Below are 18,264 nucleotides of genomic sequence, written 5' to 3' on the forward strand. Positions count from 1 at the left end.
CGCTAAACTCCGTTTAAATTTCAAAAAAGTTAGAAAATGTTAAAAGATAAGATCATAAACAATGAAAGTGGTATAGTGCTTTATGGCTTAACGCCTCCAAAGGCTGAATTTGACGAGGCGAAGCTTAAAGAGATCGCTGCAAAATGGGACAAGAGGATCACAGAAGTGCAGGCTGATGGTTTGGTGCTTTATGAGATCCAAGATGAAAGTAGCCGTATAAAAAGCGAGCGAACTTTTGAATTTAGCGATACATTAAGTCCTGAAATTTACTACTCAAAATATCTAAATTTAAAGACACCAAGCATCTTTTATAGGGTCGCGAACAAATATAATGAGAGCGAATTTAGAGCAAATTTAGCCAAAAGTAGCAGCGATATAAATGTCTTTGTCGGTGTTGCTTCTGGCAAAGTAGAACCTAAAATGAGCTTAGAGCGTGCTTATGAGATCGCTAGAGACGAGTTTAAAGAGCTTGTAGTGGGCGGTGTTTGTATAGCTGAGAGGCACGCAAAAAAGGGCGATGAAGAGCAAAGGATGAGCCAAAAGGCCAAAATGGGGGCAAAATTTTTCATCTCACAGGCGGTTTTTGATATAAATTTGGCTAAAAATTTACTAACAAGCGTGGCAAAAAGTGGGTTAAATTTGCCTATTATTTTGACATTTACGACTTGTGGCACCCCAAAAACGCTAGAGTTTATCAAGTGGCTTGGAATAAGCGTTGATGAAAAGAGCGAAAAAAGGATGCTTGGGAGTGATGATTTTTTAGCCACGGCATCACAAATTTGCCTTGAAAATTTTGCAGAGCTTTATGAATTTGCTAAAAAGCTTGGCATAAATGTCGGTGTCAATATAGAGAGCGTAATGGCAAAAAGAGCTGAGATAGAAGCGAGCCTGGAGCTAACACACAAGATGAGAGAGGTGTTTTGATGGTTTAGCTATCAAAACTTATATTTTAGATAGTTTTAGTAAGTTCTTAGTCTTTTTTAGCTTTAATTATATAAGATTTTTAAGCTCATTTTAAAGTAGATAAAATTTATGACAAATATATTATTATGTGGTGGTTCTGGTACGAGGTTGTGGCCTATTAGCAGGACTTTAATGCCAAAACAATTTATTAAATTATTTGACGATAGATCACTTTTTCAGCTAACTGCACTACGAAATAGTGAAATTTGTGACAATACATTTGTGATTACAAATATCGATCACTACTACTTGGCGATGGATCAGATAGAAAATTTAAATATCACAAATTTTAAATATCTTCTCGAGCCAGTTGGTAGAAATACTGCGCCAGCGATCACATTGGCTTGCCTCGCACTTGATCCAAACGAAGTGGTTTTAGTAACGCCATCGGATCATTTGATAAAAGACGTTAAAGAGTATCAAGCAAGTGTAAAGGTAGCAAAAGAGCTGGCAGAGCAAAATTTTTTGGTTACTTTTGGGGTAAAACCAAAGTCACCTGAGACGGGATTTGGCTATATTGAGAGTTTTAATGGCGATGTAAAGGCTTTTTATGAAAAGCCAGATTATGAAAGAGCGGTGAAATTTCTAAAAGATCAAAATTTCTACTGGAATTCAGGCATGTTTGTCTTTAAGGCAGGCGTTTTCTTGGATCAGATGAAAATTTTTGCTCCTGAGATATTTGAAGCATGTAAACTTGCTTTTGATAACGCAAAAAAAGACGAATTTGATATCAAAATAGACACTACCGATATGCAAAATATTCCCCAAAATAGCATAGATTATGCTGTGATGGAAAAGTCTGGTATCGTAAAAATGGTAGTACTAGATGCATCTTGGAGCGATCTTGGAAGTTTTGATAGTTTGGATGAGCAGCTACAAAAAGATATCAATGGAAATACAATAAATAGTGATCTTGTGCAGATAAATTCTAACAATAATCTAGTCCTATCTAGTGGCAAAAAAATAGCTTTAATAGATGTCGATGATCTAACTGTTGTTGATACAAAAGATGCTCTTTTAATATCTAAAAAATCTTCTAGCCAAAAAGTAAAAAATGTGGTGGAAATTTTAAAAGAGGAGAGCTCTGAGCTTTGTAATGCCCATGTTACGACAAATAGGCCTTGGGGAAACTACACTGTTCTTGAAAATCAAGATGGTTATAAGATAAAGATAATAGAGGTAAAACCTGGCAAAAGACTATCTTTGCAAAAGCATTTTCATAGAAATGAGCATTGGATAGTGCTATCAGGTAGCGCCACCGTTACGATAGGTGAGACAACTAGACTTGTTTGTCCTAATGAGTCTATCTATATAAAAATGGGTGAAATTCATAGGCTGTCTAATGAAGGAAAAATTCCTGTGGTTTTGATAGAAGCTCAGGTCGGTGAATATACAGGCGAAGATGATATAATTCGCCTAGATGATGATTTTAAAAGGTGATTTATGGATAAAAAAGTAGCGTTAATAACTGGTATAACTGGTCAAGATGGATCGTATCTGGCAGAATTTTTACTAAAAAAAGGCTATATAGTCCATGGCGTAAAAAGACGAACGAGTCTTTTTAATACAGATAGAATAGATCATCTTTATCAAGATCCGCATGTTGATAATAGAAATTTTTTCTTACATTATGGTGATATGACGGACTCTATGAATTTAACAAGGATCATCCAAGAAGTACAGCCAGATGAAATTTATAATCTAGCTGCTATGAGCCATGTGCATGTTAGTTTTGAAACTCCAGAATATGTTGCAAATGCTGATGGCACAGGCACTCTTAGGCTGCTTGAGACTATAAGGATATTGAGACCTGAAAAAAAGACTAAAATTTATCAAGCTTCTACCTCTGAGCTCTACGGAAAAGTGCAAGAGACACCGCAAAGCGAAACGACTCCATTTTATCCAAGAAGTCCTTATGCAGTCGCAAAGATGTATGCGTACTGGATAACGGTTAATTATAGAGAGGCTTATGGCATTTTTGCTTGTAATGGTATATTGTTTAATCACGAATCACCAGTTAGAGGCGAGACATTCGTAACCAGAAAGATCACAAGAGCAGCTAGTAAGATAGCGCTTGGGCTTCAAGACAAGCTTTATCTTGGAAATTTAGATGCCAAAAGAGACTGGGGCCATGCAAAAGATTATGTAAAGATGATGTGGATGATACTACAAGCCCCAGAGCCAGAAGACTGGGTGATAGCAACTGGACAAACAACAGCAGTTAGAGATTTTGTAAAATTTGCATTTGCTTATGCTGGCATAAATTTGAGATTTGAAGGGGTTGGCGTAGATGAGGTAGGAGTTGTGGACTCACTAAGTTTTGAAAAAGCAAAAGAGTTAAATTTAGATATATCTCATTTAAGTATCGGACAAACTGTGGTTTGCATAGATCCAAGATATTTTAGACCAACGGAGGTTGATTTGCTGCTTGGGGATCCTAGTAAAGCAGAGAAAAACTAGGCTGGAAGAGAGAATTTAACCTTCAAGACCTAGTAAACGATATGATGAAGTCGGACTTAAAGCTCATGACAAAAGATGTCTATCTAAAAGATGGCGGATATGAGATAATGAGCTATTTCGAGTAAGAAATGGATAAAAATAGCAAAATTTATGTAGCAGGACACAAGGGTCTGGTAGGCTCTGCTATAGTGAGAAATTTAAAATCAAAAGGTTATGAAAATTTAATCACAAGAACTCATAGCGAGCTTGATCTAATGGATCAAAATGCAGTTTGTGAGTTTTTTGAAAAAGAAAAGCCCGAGCACGTGGTGCTAGCTGCTGCAAAGGTCGGTGGCATAGTGGCTAATAGCACATATAGAGCTGATTTTATCTATGAAAATTTACAAATTCAAAATAATGTGATCCACCAAAGCTATGTGCATAAAGTAAAAAACTGCTATTTTTGGGGAGCGCCTGCATATATCCTAAAAACGCTCTTCAGCCAATGAGCGAAGATGTGCTTTTGACATCGCCACTTGAATATACAAATGAGCCATATACGATAGCTAAAATAGCTGGCATGAAGATGTGTGAGAGCTATAATCTGCAGTATGGTACAAATTTTATATCTGTTATGCCTACAAATTTATACGGTCCAAACGATAATTTTGATCTAGAAACCTCGCATGTGCTGCCAGCACTTATAAGAAAGATACACCTAGCAAAACTTTTAAGCGAAGAAAAATTTGACGAAGTGGTAAAAGATCTAAAAGCAAGAGATATAAATGAAGCTATGGCTTATCTTGATAAATTTGGTATTTCAAAAGATAGAGTAGAAATTTGGGGCACAGGAGAGCCTAGACGAGAGTTTCTATATTCAGAAGATATGGCCGATGCTTGCGTATTTTTACTGGAAAATAGAGACTTTAAAGATACTTATGACAAAAATAGCAAAGAGATAAGAAATACGCATATAAATATAGGAACTGGCAAAGATATATCTATAAAAGAGCTAGCAAATTTGATTAAAAATATAGTTGGCTTTAAAGGCGAGCCATACTTCAATAATAACAAGCCTGATGGTACGATGCTAAAACTAACGGATCCCTCAAAGCTCCACTCTCTTGGTTGGAAGCATAAATTAGAGCTTGAAGATGGAATAAAGACGCTTTATGAATGGTATGTGAAAATAAATGATAGATAAAATAATATCATTAAAAAATCATCAAGGCTTCATGAAGTATTTTAAAAATACCTCATGGCTCTTTTTTGAAAAAATGCTCCGTATGTTTGTTGGACTTTTTGTAGGAATTTGGGTGACTAGATATTTAGGGCCTGAGAGATTCGGACTTTTTTCATATGCTCAAAGCCTTGTAGGACTTTTTGCTGCCATTGCTACGCTCGGACTTGATGGTATAGTAGTAAGGGAGTTGGTAAAAGATGAAGGTAGAGCAAATGAGCTAATAGGCCACCGCTTGTTATCTTAAGCTCATGGGTGCTATTTTGACACTATTGATTTTAGCTGTTGCTACTTATTTTACTTCAAATGATAGGTATACAAATTTATTAGTATTTATCATAGCTAGCGCTACTATATTTCAATCATTTAATGTAGTAGATATGTATTTTCAATCAAAAGTTCTATCAAAATATGTAGTGTTTTCTAATATTATCTCTTTTTTTATAAGTAACATAGTAAAGATTATACTTGTTTTGATTAACGCTCCGCTTGTAGCTTTTGCATGGGTCATTTTATTTGATAGTATAGTTTTGGCTTTAGGATTTATTTATTTTTTCTTGAAATATTCAACTTCTGAGATTAAAAAAATAAAATTTAATAAAACTATCGCTATATCTCTTTTAAGAGATAGCTGGTCACTTATCCTAAGTGGAGTTGTAATATCTATATATGAAAATAGATCAGGTTATGATTCAAGAGATGCTAGGAAATGAAGCTGTTGGATAGTATGCTGCGGCAACTAGGTTAAGTGAGATTTGGTATTTTATACCTACTGTAGTTGTATCAAGTCTATTTCCTGCAATAAATGCAAGAAGACAAAGTGAAGAGCTTTATTGTGATAGGCTTCAAAAGCTTTTTGACCTTGTTGCATGGATAGCCATTGCAATAGCACTACCAATGACTTTTTTATCTGATATGATAGTAAATATGCTTTATGGTGAACAATATAATCAAGCAGCAAGTGTATTGACAATACACATCTGGGCTTTTTGCCAGTTTGCTATAGCTATTTCATCAATATCCGCCGCTACCTTTTTATTTAAACTATCGTATTTTAAAAATTCCCCATACCCGCAAGAACTATCAAGTAATGTAATGTTTTCAAATTCCTCTTTTATATTATTTTTTAATAGCTCATAAGCTAAATTAACTAATTTTTAGGGCGTATAATATGAAGCCAAATTAACCGTATCAGCTTTGTTTAAGTGAATTCGTGTATGTGTGTATTTCTATATCTTATTATTCTTTTATCTTTTATTAATCTGCAATTTTATGTTCGAGCAATTCACATACCATCAAAACAAACGCAAAACTAAACTTACCTCGGTTAATTTTATTTGCTAAATTCTCTCTTGATTCGTTTATGCCTTTTTCTTTTAATAGCTCCGCTAGTCTCGGATAATCTATGTCGGCTTTTGCCATTTGTATTTTTAGATACACCTTTGCTCGTTTTTCATATTCGGTCATCGGTAGCCTTTTTGGTTTATATTCGTTCGTAATACCGAGACGAATATTTTTTATGACTATATCTAAATTTTTACAATATGGCAATAAATAATTATAAATAATCTAATAAAATGAAATATCTTTATATATTTATTAAAATATAAGTATATATGTGATATAATATCATCATAAATAAAGATATAAAGGCTTAAAAATGTCCCAACACTTCCTTCTCTCGTCTAAAGCTAGAACAATATCCGTTAGAAAGATAGCTTCTATGAGCGAGAACGAGTGTTACGAGTATTTTAAATCGATTCGTTGGAGTAGCAATAAAGGTAGTCCTATTTGTCCGACTTGTGGAAGCGCATCGTCTCACTACTTTATAGAAAGTAGACTACAATATCGTTGCAAGGATTGCTTTCATACCTTTAGCGTTACAAGCGGAACAATATTTCACTCTCATAAGCTTGATTTTAAAGTTATACTTCTTGCTATCGTAATATTCTCAAACGCTACGAAAGGTATTTCAGCCTTACAGCTTAGTAGAGACCTAGATGTTCAATATAAAACGGCTTGGGTCTTACTCATAAAATCAGAGAAAGTCTTATGGAACGTAATTTAGACGAAAAACTTAGCGGAGTAGTCGAAATGGACGGAGTATACGTCGGAAACTATATAAAACCCGCTAACAACCTAAACGATAGAATAGATAGACGAAAAGCTTTTAAGCCGAATAAGAGAGTTATCATATCGCTTCGAGAGAGAAATTTATTTGGAAGCGGAGCAAAAAAGACTAAGACATTTATTCTAAAAAGCGAGAATAACGTAGATATAAACGCTATCGCCAAATCTCATATTGCGCCAAACAGCGAGATACATACCGATGAAAACTCGGCTTACGACGATTTGTTAGCTCATTACGATTTAAAAAGGGTAAATCACCAAATAGAGTATTCGGGACTAAATGGGGAGAATAACAATCAATTTGTAAAAAATTTAAAATCCATTGATAAAGAAGTAGCGAACATTTGACTTATATTAGAAAATAACAAATTTTCTATACTTAAAAAAGTTGTTTGTTTATTGCCATTTATTGGACTCGATAGATTATTTAAATTTTTTAGAGATATTTATAAGAGAGAAGATTATTGTGAAAATTTTTATAATTGGCAATATCGCCTCCATGATGATAAATTTTAGAAAAGAATTTATCTAAATCCTTGTATCAAGCGAGTATGAAGTTTATTGTTTGGTTAGTGACTACGATAAAAAAGTAGAAAAAAGATGAGTTCTTTTGGTGTAATACCGCTTGACCATACTTTAAATACAAAAGGGCTAAATCCATTTAAAGATCTCGTTGCCACATATGATTTGGTTAAGCTATTTAGGCAGCATAGGCCAGATGCGATTTTTTCTTTTTTTGTTAAGCCAGTCATTTTTGCAACTATAGCCGCAAAAATGGCAAGAGTACTACGAATAGTAGGCATGATAGAAGGGCTTGGCGGAGCTTTTACAGTTCATAAAAATGGGCAAACAAAAAAGGCGAAAATTATAAAAACCATACAAGTTCTTTTATATAAAATTTCACTACCATCTCTTGACGAGCTTATATTTTTAAATAATGACGATAAAAAGGATTTGATTGATAGATACAATATAAAAGTAAAGTCCATAAATATATTAGGTGGTATAGGTGTTGATCTTGATAAATTCTCATATACTAAAGCACCTACTGATCCTATAAGTTTTATTTTTATAGCAAGACTTCTTGCAGAAAAGGGAATATTTGAGTATTTAGAGGCAGCTAAAATCGTAAAAGAAAAATATAAAGATGTAAAGTTTTATATATTTGGTGGTTTTGATGAGCACAATCCATTTGGATTAACGCAAGAAGAGCTAAAACCTTATCTTGATAGTGGCGTAGTTATATATCCTGGCTTCGTAAATGATATAAAAGAACGGATAGTGAATAGTTCCATTTTTGTCTTGCCTTCGTATTACAGAGAAGGTGTGCCAAGAAGTACGCAGGAAGCCATGGCGATAGGAAGGGTAGTAATAACCACAAATAGCGTAGGATGTAGAGAAACTGTTGAGGATGGAGTAAATGGATTCTTGGTGCCACCATTTGATAGTAAAATTTTGGCACAAAAGATGATTTATTTTATACAAAATCCAGAAATGATAGTCCAAATGGGTATAGAAAGCAGAAAAATAGCTGAAGTAAAATTTAATATAAATGAAAAGAATGAAAGACTTGCAAAGATTATTATTGGGAAATAGCACATTGTCATTTTTAGATTTTTAATTTAAAAATTTATATTGACTTGACTTCGGCAAGCTTATCGTGATTAAAATAATAAAACCAAGACAAGTTGGTTAGTTTTTTAAGCTAGACTTCTAATCCACTAGTCCACCAACTAGTTTTTATATTGTTCTTATTGGCCTTTTGTTTTAAAAATTCCTCTTCCTCTTTTGTAGGTTTGCATTCATCTTTGAAGAATTTTTATTAGCATCGATCTTTTTCTCTAGTATCTTCTTCCAATAAATTTTTATATATCGGCTTTTAGTATTCAAGGTAATTTCTAAAGCTAGCCCTGTGTTCTGCATCATAGTGGCAGCTTACATATTTTAGCTCTTTAGGAGTGCCAAGAGGTTTTTGTGGCAATAACTTGCGAGTTACCGATATTGACTAGGTAGTTTTTCATCTTTACCTATAACTGCGAAGCAAGCGTTAGCCAATTCTAAATTTATCCATTACATTTACTGCTTATAAATAAATTTAATTACTAAAGAATTAAGCTAAATAAAATAGAAAATAAAATATAATCCCAAATCTTTGGTCCCGTAGCTCAGTTGGTAGAGCACTACCTTGACATGGTAGTGGTCGATGGTTCGAGTCCATTCGGGGCCACCACTTCTAATAAAACATCCTAAGCAAGAGATTTAAAAATTAATTATTAGTAAATTTTCTAAAGATGCGGTAAAGATTTATTTCAAATAATCTTTCACATCATACTCTTTGCCAGCATCGTGATCTTTTAAAAGCTTTGCCACGATAGGGCTTAAAATGATGATGGCAATTAAATTTGGTACGACCATCAAGCCATTAAACATATCTGCTAGGCTCCAGACAAAATCAACCTTTTGCAAGCTTCCCAAAAATACAAAAACGACTACTAAAATTTGAAAAGCTCTGACCGCTTTTGCCCCAAGAAGGTATCTTACGTTGATTTCAGCAAAATAGTACCATCCAAGAATCGTTGTAAATGCAAAGAAAAATAGGCAAACAGCTACGAAACTATATCCGCCAACCTTACCAAAGATATGCGATGAGAAGGCTTCTTGTACTAAGGTTATGCCTGTAAAGACCGCCTTGCCATTTTCAAAGCTAATAACATTTGCAGTGAGCACTACAAAAACGGTTATATTTAAAACGATAAAAGTATCTACAAATACGCTCATTATGCCAAGTACTGCTTGATCGACCGGGTGTTTGACGTTAGCCGCAGCGTGTGCGTGCGGAGTTGAGCCCATGCCGGCTTCATTACTAAAAAGACCCCTTGCTATGCCGTATCTCATTGCAGCTGCTATGCTAGCTCCAGTCGCTCCACCCCACGCAGCTGAAGGATCAAATGCTGCTTTGTAGATAAGCAAAACTGCATCTGGAATTTCGTGAAAATTTAAAGCGATAATGATTAGTCCAACACCTACATAAAGTAAAGCCATCAAAGGCACGATCTTTTCAGCCACTCTTGCGATCGCCTTTACGCCACCTATAAAGATTACTGCGCAGACGATTGCTAAAAAAGCTCCAGTTATCCACTGAGGTATACCAAAGGCTCCTTTAAAGCCGTCTGAGATCGAGTTTGCTTGCACCATATTGCCGATAAAGCCAAGTGCGATAATGATAGCGATAGCGAAAAAGCCAGCTAGAATTTTTGCCCATTTTCCCTTTAATCCACGACTTATATAAAATGCCGGACCGCCTATCGTGTGCCCGCTATCGTCTTTTGTGCGGTAAATTTGAGCTAGGCAAATTTCAGCAAAATTTGTAGCCATGCCTAAAAACGCAGCGCACCACATCCAAAAAATCGCTCCAGGTCCACCCATGATAAGAGCTGTTGTCGCACCTACTAGATTGCCAGTGCCAACTTGTGCAGCGATCGCAGTTGCGACCGCTTGAAACTGACTCATTCCAGCCTTGCCAGCAGCTTCGCCATGGAGTGAAAAATTTCCAAAAAGCTCTTTTAATCCCATTTTAAACTTAAAAATTTGAACAAAACCAAGCCTAATAGTAAAAAATAGTCCAGTGCCGCAAAGTAGGGTGATAAGGAAGTATGGACCCCAAAGAAATGAATTTATACTCTCGACACAATTATTTAAAATTTCAGCAAAATTTGTAGGCATTTTCTTGACTTTCATTGGTGTAGTTTAGAGAGCGAGTATATTTAAAAAAATATAAAATTAAAATAAATAAGAAAAATTTTTTAGCTTGACTTAAAATTTCGTACTAATTTCGGCTTATCCACGGTAAGCGTGTTTTTGATAACTAGATTTTATGGCATTTTTTTGTTCTATAAGGCGTTTTCTGATTGATAATTTCTAAATTTATCTTGCAATGAAGGTTTAGAATAGCTAAAATTATTTCTTGATTTTTGGATTTTAAAATTATGTTTTTGCATGTTTTAGGTAACTTTTTGAGAAATTCGCAATCTTTATTGTGCGGATATAACTTGGCAAAATGTATTTGACTATTAGTTTTGCTAAAAAATTTTATCAAATGCTTTTAAAGGGCTTTGGCTATTAAATTGCTTAGTCATCTTTGTAAAATTTGCCCGTCTTTTGTAAATTTACTGCTTTGCGCCGATTTTTTATAAAATTAAGCAAGCTAGCAATGCCTTATAGACTACCAATAAGTTTGCTTTCTAGTATAAATTTAATGGTAAATTCTAGTCTTACCGCACAAATTTAACGCTATTCTATAGGCTTAAACTGCTTAAAATCCACACCAGTCGCGTCAAGGACTGCGCGGGAATAAAAGTAAAAACTATAAAACAAATCATTATCATAAAAGCGTTCTTCCCAAAGCTCCTCGTCGTTTTCGTCGCTTTGTGGCCACAGGTATTTTTCGGCTAACATATCAGCAAAGCTATTCAGCGGTACAGCGTGATTAATCTTGTTGGCATCGTCACAAACCATAAGCATAGACGCTAAAAATTCACCCAAACGAGGCACGATCAGCTCTGTCATCTCGTTTTTGCCGCCGTTATCCGCGACCAACTTCGCCCGCATAAAAATTCTCGCCAAAAATACAAGTGCAAAAGGCGTAGCGTGCCAAAAAGTACTTTGATGCTCTATTTCTTTAAAAATTTTATCAAGCACGTCACAAGCAGCTTTGGCGTTAAATTTTGCTTCATTGTTATTTGCTGGATTTGCCGTATTTTGTCCGCTATTTGACTTGCTGGTAGTCAAACTTTGCGTCAAATTTTTCTTGCCGATCGCTGCCGAAAGCTGTTTAAAAATTTCTGGAAATCCGCTTGCTCTGCCATAAGTCGTCGTTAATCTACTCCAAGGCACGTCTTCTATCTTTAAATTTGTGATGTATGCTAAATTTTGCTCATTCATCTACATACCTTTAAAATTTGCTCTTATGCTTGGCATAAATAAATCTGACAGAGTAAAGCCTAAATTTAGCCTTTTGACTTTATCTTTTCTAGCCACTCATTTAGTGTTTTTTCAAAGCCTATGCCCTTGCTTTTGTAAAAAACGAGCGGTTTTTCTAGGTATTTTTGCTCGATCCAGCCGCCAAAATCATGCGGATAAAGGTAGTCTTTGCTCTCTTTTGTGTGGTTTTTTAGATATGGCGGAATTTTTAAAATTTCTTCGCTTTGCACGTATCTTATGGCATCATTTATCGCATTGTAGCTCGAGTTTGACTTTGGCGAGCTGGCTAGATAGACGGCGCACTGAGCTAGTATGATCCTTGCTTCTGGAAAGCCTATCTCTTTTACCGCACTAAGCGTGCTGGCGGCTAAATTTAGTGCATTTGGGTTTGCGTTGCCGATATCTTCGCTGGCAAATATCGCCATGCGCCTTGCGATAAAGTCTGCACTCTCGCCAGAGTCTATGAGCCTTGCAAGATAGTAGATGACGGCGTTTTCGTCACTTCCACGCAGGCTTTTTATAAAAGCACTTGCTAGCTCGTAGTGCGTGTCATCCTCTTTTGCCCCCTCTTTTAGAGCGTTTTGGCGAAGTGTTTTTAAATTTTCTAGGCTCACATTTTCATCAAGCGTGACGGCAAATTCTAATAAATTTAACATAGCTCTTGCGTCGCCGCCGCTACTTTTAAAGAGATACTCTTTTGCCTCTTCGTAGATGCTAAATGAAATTTGCTCTTTTATCTTGCCAAGAAGCTCCTCAAAGTCACTACTGCTAAGCGGTCTAAACTCAAAGAGCATCGAGCGACTTCTGATGCCTGAGCTTAGCGTGAAAAAGGGATTTTCTGTGCTTGCCCCGATAACTAGGGCTTTGTAGTTTTCCATGGGGATCAAAAGTGCTTCTTGCTGGGTCTTGCTGAGCCTGTGGATCTCGTCTATGAAAAAGAGTGGCTTATTTAGGGCGTTTTCGTAGTTTTTTATAATTTTACGAAAGTCATCTATCTTTAAATTTCCGCCGTCAAACTCGTAAAAGTCGTAGTTCGCCCCGCTCGCCACTGCCCTTGCAAAGCTCGTCTTGCCACAGCCTGCTGGGCCGTAAAATATGGAGTGTGGGATCTTGCCTGTGGCTATAAATTTTAAAAAGGCCGCTTTTACTGCCCTTTGACCGCAAATTTCATCCAAGTTTTTGGGTCTAAACATCAGTGCAAGTGAGCTCAAATTTACTCCTTTGCCGCTTTTGGTAAAATTTTGGCCTTTGCACTAAAGCTCTCTATCTTTAGCTCGTAAATTTTCATGATCTTTAGCCCATACTCGGCCGCCACATCAAAGGTACTCATCGCGTAGGCGGTGTATTTTTGGCTGAGAATTTTTAAAATTTCATACTTTCTGGCATCATCTGCCACTTCGTAGGCTCTTGTTTTTGCGATGGCGCTTTTATACTCAGTCGTAAAGACCTTGCCGCCAAGCGCCTTGCCGTCGTCTTTTATCATTTCTAGCTCGCTATCATTTAGGTGCGGGACTTTGTTAAAGCTAACGCAGACAAACTCTACTTTTCGCCCATTTTGCAGCAGCTTTGCCTTGCTACCAGCGGTCGCTCCGTGGACGAAAATGCTCTCACCAACTCTAACAGGCGAGATAGGCACGCTAAAAATTTCTCCTGCTTCATCTACGCATGAGATCACGCCATATTCGCAATCATCTATGATTTTTATAGCTTCATCACGGCTAAGTTCTCTATCTTTTCGTCTCAAATTTCATCCTTTTTTTGAAAAATATTTTAAAATTTAAGTGCTTAAAGGCTAGTATAATGCAAAAATTTCAAGGAAAAATATGAAAAAATTTGTCATTTTTGCCCTTTTGCTGGGCGTAAATTTATTTGGTGCAAATGAAGTTTGCAAAGAGTATGTCAAACAAAGCAGGCTCTATCTTGACGAGCTTTACGCCAAAGAGAGCAAGAAGCTTGCAGGTGATGAGAAGGCGCTAAGGCTTTTTGAGCTTAAATTTGATGAGTTTAAGCAAAGGCAAATCGGCCAAGAGGCGATGATAATGCAAAATAACGATGAGAAATTTTGCAAAAGCGAGCTAGAAAAGGTAAATAAACTTCTTGCTGAGCTTAAAAAATAGCTCAAATTTAAGCGTTTAGGTCCCACTCGATGGGCGTTTTGCCGTGATTTGCTAGGTAGATATTTGCCTTTGAAAAGTGCCTGCAGCCAAAAAATGCCCCGAGCGCTAGCGGACTTGGGTGGGCTGCCTCAAGGATAAGGTGCTTGCTGGCGTCTATTAGCGGTGCTTTTGCCTTGGCTGGGTTGCCCCAGAGCATAAAGACTACATTTTGTAAATTTTCACTTATCTTTCTTATCACAGCGTCTGTAAAGCCCTGCCAGCCAAAGCCTGCGTGAGAATTTGCCGCTCCAGCGCTCACGCTTAAAGTGGAGTTTAGAAGCAGCACGCCTTGCTTTGCCCACTTTGTAAGATCGCCACTATTTGGCTCTTTTATGCCTAGATCGGCGTAAATTTCTTTATAGATATTAACAAGGCTTGGTGGCACTCGCACGCCACTTGGCACTGAAAAGCTTAGTCCCATAGCTTGATTTGCGCCGTGATATGGGTCTTGACCTAGGATGACAACCTTGACAGAGTGAAATGGCGTTAGGTTAAATGCGTTAAATATAAGCCCACTTGGTGGATAGACGACGCCAGCGCTCTTTGCTTTTAAGAAATTTTCTTTGATGCGAGCGAAATTTTCGCTCAAAAACTCATCTTTTAGCACCTCTTTCCAGCTTGGCTCGATCTTTACGTCATCTAAATTTATCTGCATTTTCCTGCCCTTTTTTGGTTTTAGCGGTATAATTTTAACTAAATTTATCCAAAGGAAAGAGCTGTGTCAGAGCAAATTTTTAACAAAATCCACGATCTTCTTAGTAAAAATGGGGCTAAATTTAGAGTGATAGAGCATGAGAGTGCTAAGACTTCAGAGGAGGTCGCTAAGATAAGAGGCACTAAAATGAGCCAGGGCGCAAAGGCTTTGGTTTGCTCGGTAAAAGGCGCCAACGAGGAGAAATTTAGGCAGATTTTTAAAGATGAAAATGTGCTTGATGACTTGCTAAGCGACGAAAAGCCAGTGATGAAGGCTGGTAAAATTTACTTGCTTGCTGTCTTGCCAGCTGACGAGCAAGCTGATCTTGACGCACTTGCGCAAAAATTTGATGGTAAAAAAGCAAGTCTTGCTAGCCCAGAGGAGGTCACGGCCTTAGCTGATTGCGTATTTGGCTCGGTTCCGCCATTTAGCTTTCATAAAAATTTGCATCTTGTTGTGGACGAGAGTTTGCTGGAGCGAAACGAGGAGATCGCCTTTAATGCGGGGCTTCTTGATAGATCGCTCATCTTAAACGCAAAAGACTACGCTAGGATAGTAAAGCCAGTGCTGGTAAAATTTGTGAAATAAAAAAGTGCTAGGCTAACCACTTCCTAGCACTAAATTAGTCGGGAGAAAAATGAATTTAAGTAATGCAAAGACGAGAAATTGCTAAATTCATTTCAAGAACAAATATTATCAGGGATAATCTTAAAGTATAATAAATTATATAGATAAAATACTAATATTTTAGGGATTTTTATCCTTATATATAAGAAAATATATTTCAAAATCCAAAAATTTTAGTTCAAATTTTACTAAATTTAAAAAGAATTTATAAAAATTTGCTTAGCAATTATTAAGTTTAGCTTAAAGCCCATTTTGATAAAATCCTTAATCGTTCTTTTATCGTAAAAAAGACAATTTGATATAAGGAAAAACAATGAGCGATATTATCGCATACAAACTAAATGGCGAAATAGTTGATACTCAAAGTATCGCAGGGCGTGAGAGTAGTGCTGAGCCTATCTATTTTGACAACTCAAAAGAGGCACTACACGTTATCAGACACTCCTGTGCACATCTCATGGCACAAGCTATCAAATCACTCTATCCAAAGGCGAAATTCTTTGTCGGACCAAACGTAGAAGATGGATTTTATTATGATTTTAGAGTCGATGATGAGGGCACGAAGCTAGGTGAGAGCGATCTAGCAGCGATCGAAGATAAGATGAAAGAGCTTGCTGAGAAGAAATTTGACATAGTTAAAACCTGCTCAACCAAGGCTAATATGAGCGATAAATTTAAAAACGACGATCTTAAACAAGAGGTCTTAAAAAGAATTCCAGATGGCGAAGTGAGCAGCTATCAGCAAGGCGATTTTGAAGATCTTTGTCGTGGACCACATGTGCCAAATACTAAATTTTTAAAATTCTTTAAGCTTACACGTGTCGCTGGAGCATATCTTGGCGGTGATGAGAACCGCGAGATGCTAACTAGAATTTATGGCACAGCTTACGCTGACAAAGAGAGCCTAAAAGAGCACATCCGCATCATCGAAGAGGCTAAAAAGCGCGACCATAGGAAGCTTGGCGTCGAGATGAAGCTATTTACATTTGATGAAGAAGTGGGTGGTGGCTTGCCGATCTGGCTACCAAATGGCGGACGCTTAAGATCAAAACTAGAGCAGCTTTTATACAAAGCTCACCGAGATAGAGGCTATGAGCCAGTGCGAGGACCTGAGCTTTTAAAGGCTGATGTGTGGAGAAGAAGCGGTCACTACGCAAACTATAAAGAAAATATGTACTTTACAACGATCGATGAGACAGAGTATGGCATAAAGCCGATGAACTGCGTTGGTCACATCAAGGTTTATCAAAGCGACATCCGCTCGTACCGAGATCTGCCGCTTAAATTTTTCGAGTACGGCGTCGTGCATCGCCATGAGAAAAGTGGCGTACTTCACGGACTTTTCAGGGTGCGTGAATTTGCGCAAGATGACTCACATATCTTTTGTATGCCAAGCCAGATCAAAGAAAACATCTTAGAAATTTTAAAATTTGCCGGCAAAATAATGGAAAATTTTGGCTTCCACTACGAGATGGAGATTTCGACCAAGCCTGCAAAAGCGATCGGCGGGGACGAAATTTGGGAGACTGCGACCAAAGCGCTAAAAGAAGCGCTTGATGAAAACGGTTTTAAATACGGCATCGATGAGGGTGGCGGCGCATTTTATGGACCAAAAATCGACATAAAAATCACCGACGCATTAAAACGAAAGTGGCAATGCGGCACGATCCAGGTCGATTTTAACCTGCCTGAGCGCTTTGATCTGGGCTACATCGACGCAAATAACGAAAGACAACGCCCCGTAATGCTTCACAGAGCACTGCTTGGCAGTTTTGAGAGATTTATAGGAATTTTACTTGAGCACACTGCTGGCGAGCTACCATTTTTCATAGCTCCAACGCAAGTCGTCATCGTGCCTATTAGCGACGCGCATTTAGACTACGCAAAAGAAATTTCACGCGAGCTAAGAAAGATCAACGTTGATAGCGAGATCGCAAGTAAAAATGAGAGTTTAAATAAGAGAATAAGAACGGCAGAAAAACAAAGGGTGCCTATGATAGTCGTGCTAGGAGACAACGAGGTAGCGAACAAGAGCGTTGCGTTGCGCGACAGACAGGCTAGGACGCAGAGCGATATGAGCTTGGCGGAATTTATAAATTTAACGAAGGAGAAACTTAGTGAGGTACATTTTTGAGTAAGGAAAATGAAGTATTGCTCAACGAAGACATAAGGGCGAGAGAGGTAAGATGTGTAGGAGATGATGGCACGGCATACGGTGTCATCTCAAGAGATGAGGCTTTAGAGATCTCAAATAGGCTTGGGCTTGATCTAGTGCTTATAGCGCCAGATGCGAAGCCGCCAGTTTGCAAGATAATGGACTACGGTAAATTCCGCTATCAGCAAGAGAAAAAGCAAAAAGAGGCCAAGAAAAAGCAAAAAACCATCGAGATAAAAGAGATAAAACTCTCTGTCAAGATCGCCCAAAACGATATAAACTACAAGGTTAAACACGCAAGCGAGTTTTTGCAAGATGGCAAACACGTTAAATTTCGTGTATTTTTAAAGGGTCGCGAGATGAGCACTCCAGAGGCTGGCGTAGCCATGCTTGAGAAGGTCTGGGAGATGATCAAAGATGAAGCTGACCGCGACAAAGAGCCTATAATAGAAGGTCGTTATGTAAATATGCTTGTAACTCCAAAAAAGGGTTAAATTTTCACAAAGAGCAGGCTGTGGCTTGCTCTTTTTCATTAGATTTTTAATACAAAAACTCACAAATAACTATTTTCAAAAAATCCTATCATTTTTATATATGTTAAATTGCAATGTCATTTGTTGGGTTGATATGATTTGTAGCTAAATTTGGTAGTAGAAATTTAGGTGTAACTTAAATTTTTGATTTTCACTTAGTAGAATTTAATCTTTTTGCTATTACTTGCATGGATGCTGTGCTGAAAACTTCTTGCTAGTTTATAAATTTATAGTACTTGTGCGAGCGGTTTAAACTAAATTTCGCCTAATAGTTAGCTAAATTTGGTAAAGTAAATATCGCTTTAATGAGTGCTTTTTGTAGATCTTTTGACTACTTTTGTTCTTAT

The 18,264-nt window shown here is 37.1% G+C and carries 17 protein-coding genes, 1 tRNA gene and 3 pseudogenes; 15 read left to right on the top strand and 6 right to left on the bottom strand.

The window, feature by feature from the left end:
- The first annotated feature begins 36 nt into the window (after positions 1-36).
- The 7 genes and pseudogenes from B9N62_RS07925 to B9N62_RS11050 all read left to right on the top strand — a co-directional run.
- Positions 37-924: a DNA-binding protein gene (locus tag B9N62_RS07925; RefSeq protein ID WP_087585053.1), complete on the top strand. Its 888-nt coding sequence runs from the start codon at positions 37-39 to the stop codon at positions 922-924.
- Positions 925-1,032: 108 nt separating this feature from the next.
- Positions 1,033-2,403: a mannose-1-phosphate guanylyltransferase/mannose-6-phosphate isomerase gene (locus B9N62_RS07930; RefSeq protein ID WP_087585054.1), complete on the top strand. Its 1,371-nt coding sequence runs from the start codon at positions 1,033-1,035 to the stop codon at positions 2,401-2,403.
- 3 nt (positions 2,404-2,406) lie between these two features.
- A pseudogene (gene gmd, locus B9N62_RS07935) lies at positions 2,407-3,548 on the top strand (GDP-mannose 4,6-dehydratase).
- 3 nt (positions 3,549-3,551) lie between these two features.
- A pseudogene (locus B9N62_RS07940) lies at positions 3,552-4,606 on the top strand (GDP-L-fucose synthase family protein).
- A gap of 31 nt (positions 4,607-4,637) precedes the next feature.
- A complete protein-coding gene (locus B9N62_RS10645; RefSeq protein ID WP_219336787.1) occupies positions 4,638-4,889 on the top strand; it encodes an oligosaccharide flippase family protein in 252 nt (83 codons plus the stop codon).
- A 16-nt stretch (positions 4,890-4,905) separates the two neighbouring features.
- Positions 4,906-5,355, top strand: a complete 450-nt coding sequence (locus B9N62_RS10650; protein ID WP_219336788.1) for a hypothetical protein — start codon at positions 4,906-4,908, stop codon at positions 5,353-5,355.
- 28 nt (positions 5,356-5,383) lie between these two features.
- Positions 5,384-5,782: pseudogene (locus B9N62_RS11050) on the top strand (hypothetical protein); the annotation flags it as partial.
- 117 nt (positions 5,783-5,899) lie between these two features.
- Here the strand turns inward: B9N62_RS11050 and B9N62_RS07950 are convergent.
- Positions 5,900-6,109 (bottom strand): DUF6471 domain-containing protein, encoded by a 210-nt coding sequence (locus tag B9N62_RS07950; protein WP_087585055.1) that lies wholly within the window; start codon positions 6,107-6,109, stop codon positions 5,900-5,902.
- 193 nt (positions 6,110-6,302) lie between these two features.
- Between B9N62_RS07950 and B9N62_RS10830 the strand changes: the two genes are divergently transcribed.
- The 4 genes from B9N62_RS10830 (at position 6,303) to B9N62_RS07970 (ending at position 9,002) form a co-directional block, all read left to right on the top strand.
- The gene (locus B9N62_RS10830) at positions 6,303-6,710 is read left to right on the top strand and encodes a transposase (protein ID WP_257640227.1); all 408 of its coding nucleotides are present in this window, start codon (positions 6,303-6,305) and stop codon (positions 6,708-6,710) included.
- Complete coding sequence (locus B9N62_RS10835; protein WP_257640228.1) at positions 6,695-7,120, top strand: transposase; 426 nt, start codon at positions 6,695-6,697, stop codon at positions 7,118-7,120. The genes B9N62_RS10830 and B9N62_RS10835 overlap by 16 nt, the downstream gene beginning before the upstream one ends.
- A 252-nt stretch (positions 7,121-7,372) precedes the next feature.
- Entirely contained in the window at positions 7,373-8,368 is a 996-nt protein-coding gene (locus B9N62_RS07960) for a glycosyltransferase family 4 protein (RefSeq protein ID WP_257640229.1), read from the top strand.
- Positions 8,369-8,926: 558 nt separating this feature from the next.
- Positions 8,927-9,002, top strand: a tRNA-Val gene (locus B9N62_RS07970).
- A gap of 74 nt (positions 9,003-9,076) precedes the next feature.
- Here the strand turns inward: B9N62_RS07970 and B9N62_RS07975 are convergent.
- The 4 genes from B9N62_RS07975 to B9N62_RS07990 all read right to left on the bottom strand — a co-directional run bounded on the left by B9N62_RS07975 (position 9,077) and on the right by B9N62_RS07990 (position 13,496).
- Positions 9,077-10,495: an alanine/glycine:cation symporter family protein gene (locus tag B9N62_RS07975; RefSeq protein ID WP_087585056.1), complete on the bottom strand. Its 1,419-nt coding sequence runs from the start codon at positions 10,493-10,495 to the stop codon at positions 9,077-9,079.
- Positions 10,496-11,062: 567 nt separating this feature from the next.
- Positions 11,063-11,713 carry a hypothetical protein gene (locus B9N62_RS07980; RefSeq protein WP_087585057.1) on the bottom strand — a complete coding sequence of 217 codons (651 nt, stop codon included), beginning with the start codon at positions 11,711-11,713 and terminating at the stop codon, positions 11,063-11,065.
- A 65-nt stretch (positions 11,714-11,778) separates the two neighbouring features.
- Positions 11,779-12,945: a replication-associated recombination protein A gene (locus B9N62_RS07985; RefSeq protein ID WP_257640232.1), complete on the bottom strand. Its 1,167-nt coding sequence runs from the start codon at positions 12,943-12,945 to the stop codon at positions 11,779-11,781.
- Between the two features lie 20 nt (positions 12,946-12,965).
- Positions 12,966-13,496: a pyridoxamine 5'-phosphate oxidase family protein gene (locus B9N62_RS07990; RefSeq protein ID WP_087585059.1), complete on the bottom strand. Its 531-nt coding sequence runs from the start codon at positions 13,494-13,496 to the stop codon at positions 12,966-12,968.
- A gap of 79 nt (positions 13,497-13,575) precedes the next feature.
- Between B9N62_RS07990 and B9N62_RS07995 the strand changes: the two genes are divergently transcribed.
- Positions 13,576-13,869 (top strand): hypothetical protein, encoded by a 294-nt coding sequence (locus tag B9N62_RS07995; protein WP_087585060.1) that lies wholly within the window; start codon positions 13,576-13,578, stop codon positions 13,867-13,869.
- Positions 13,870-13,876: 7 nt separating this feature from the next.
- On the opposite strand, the gene ung is transcribed toward B9N62_RS07995, so the two are convergent.
- The gene (gene ung / locus B9N62_RS08000; RefSeq protein ID WP_087585061.1) at positions 13,877-14,563 is read right to left on the bottom strand and encodes a uracil-DNA glycosylase; all 687 of its coding nucleotides are present in this window, start codon (positions 14,561-14,563) and stop codon (positions 13,877-13,879) included.
- Between the two features lie 63 nt (positions 14,564-14,626).
- Here ung and B9N62_RS08005 point away from each other — a divergent pair, with 63 nt between their 5' ends.
- The 3 genes from B9N62_RS08005 (at position 14,627) to infC (ending at position 17,878) form a co-directional block, all read left to right on the top strand.
- The gene (locus B9N62_RS08005; RefSeq protein WP_087585062.1) at positions 14,627-15,190 is read left to right on the top strand and encodes a YbaK/EbsC family protein; all 564 of its coding nucleotides are present in this window, start codon (positions 14,627-14,629) and stop codon (positions 15,188-15,190) included.
- A gap of 352 nt (positions 15,191-15,542) precedes the next feature.
- On the top strand, positions 15,543-17,363 hold the full coding sequence (thrS, locus tag B9N62_RS08015; RefSeq protein ID WP_087585064.1) for a threonine--tRNA ligase: 1,821 nt from the start codon (positions 15,543-15,545) through the stop codon (positions 17,361-17,363).
- Positions 17,360-17,878 (top strand): translation initiation factor IF-3, encoded by a 519-nt coding sequence (infC, locus tag B9N62_RS08020; protein WP_087585065.1) that lies wholly within the window; start codon positions 17,360-17,362, stop codon positions 17,876-17,878. The genes thrS and infC overlap by 4 nt, the downstream gene beginning before the upstream one ends.
- The last annotated feature ends 386 nt before the right edge of the window (positions 17,879-18,264 follow it).

The organism is Campylobacter concisus (assembly GCF_002165785.1).
GTDB lineage: Bacteria > Campylobacterota > Campylobacteria > Campylobacterales > Campylobacteraceae > Campylobacter_A > Campylobacter_A concisus_W.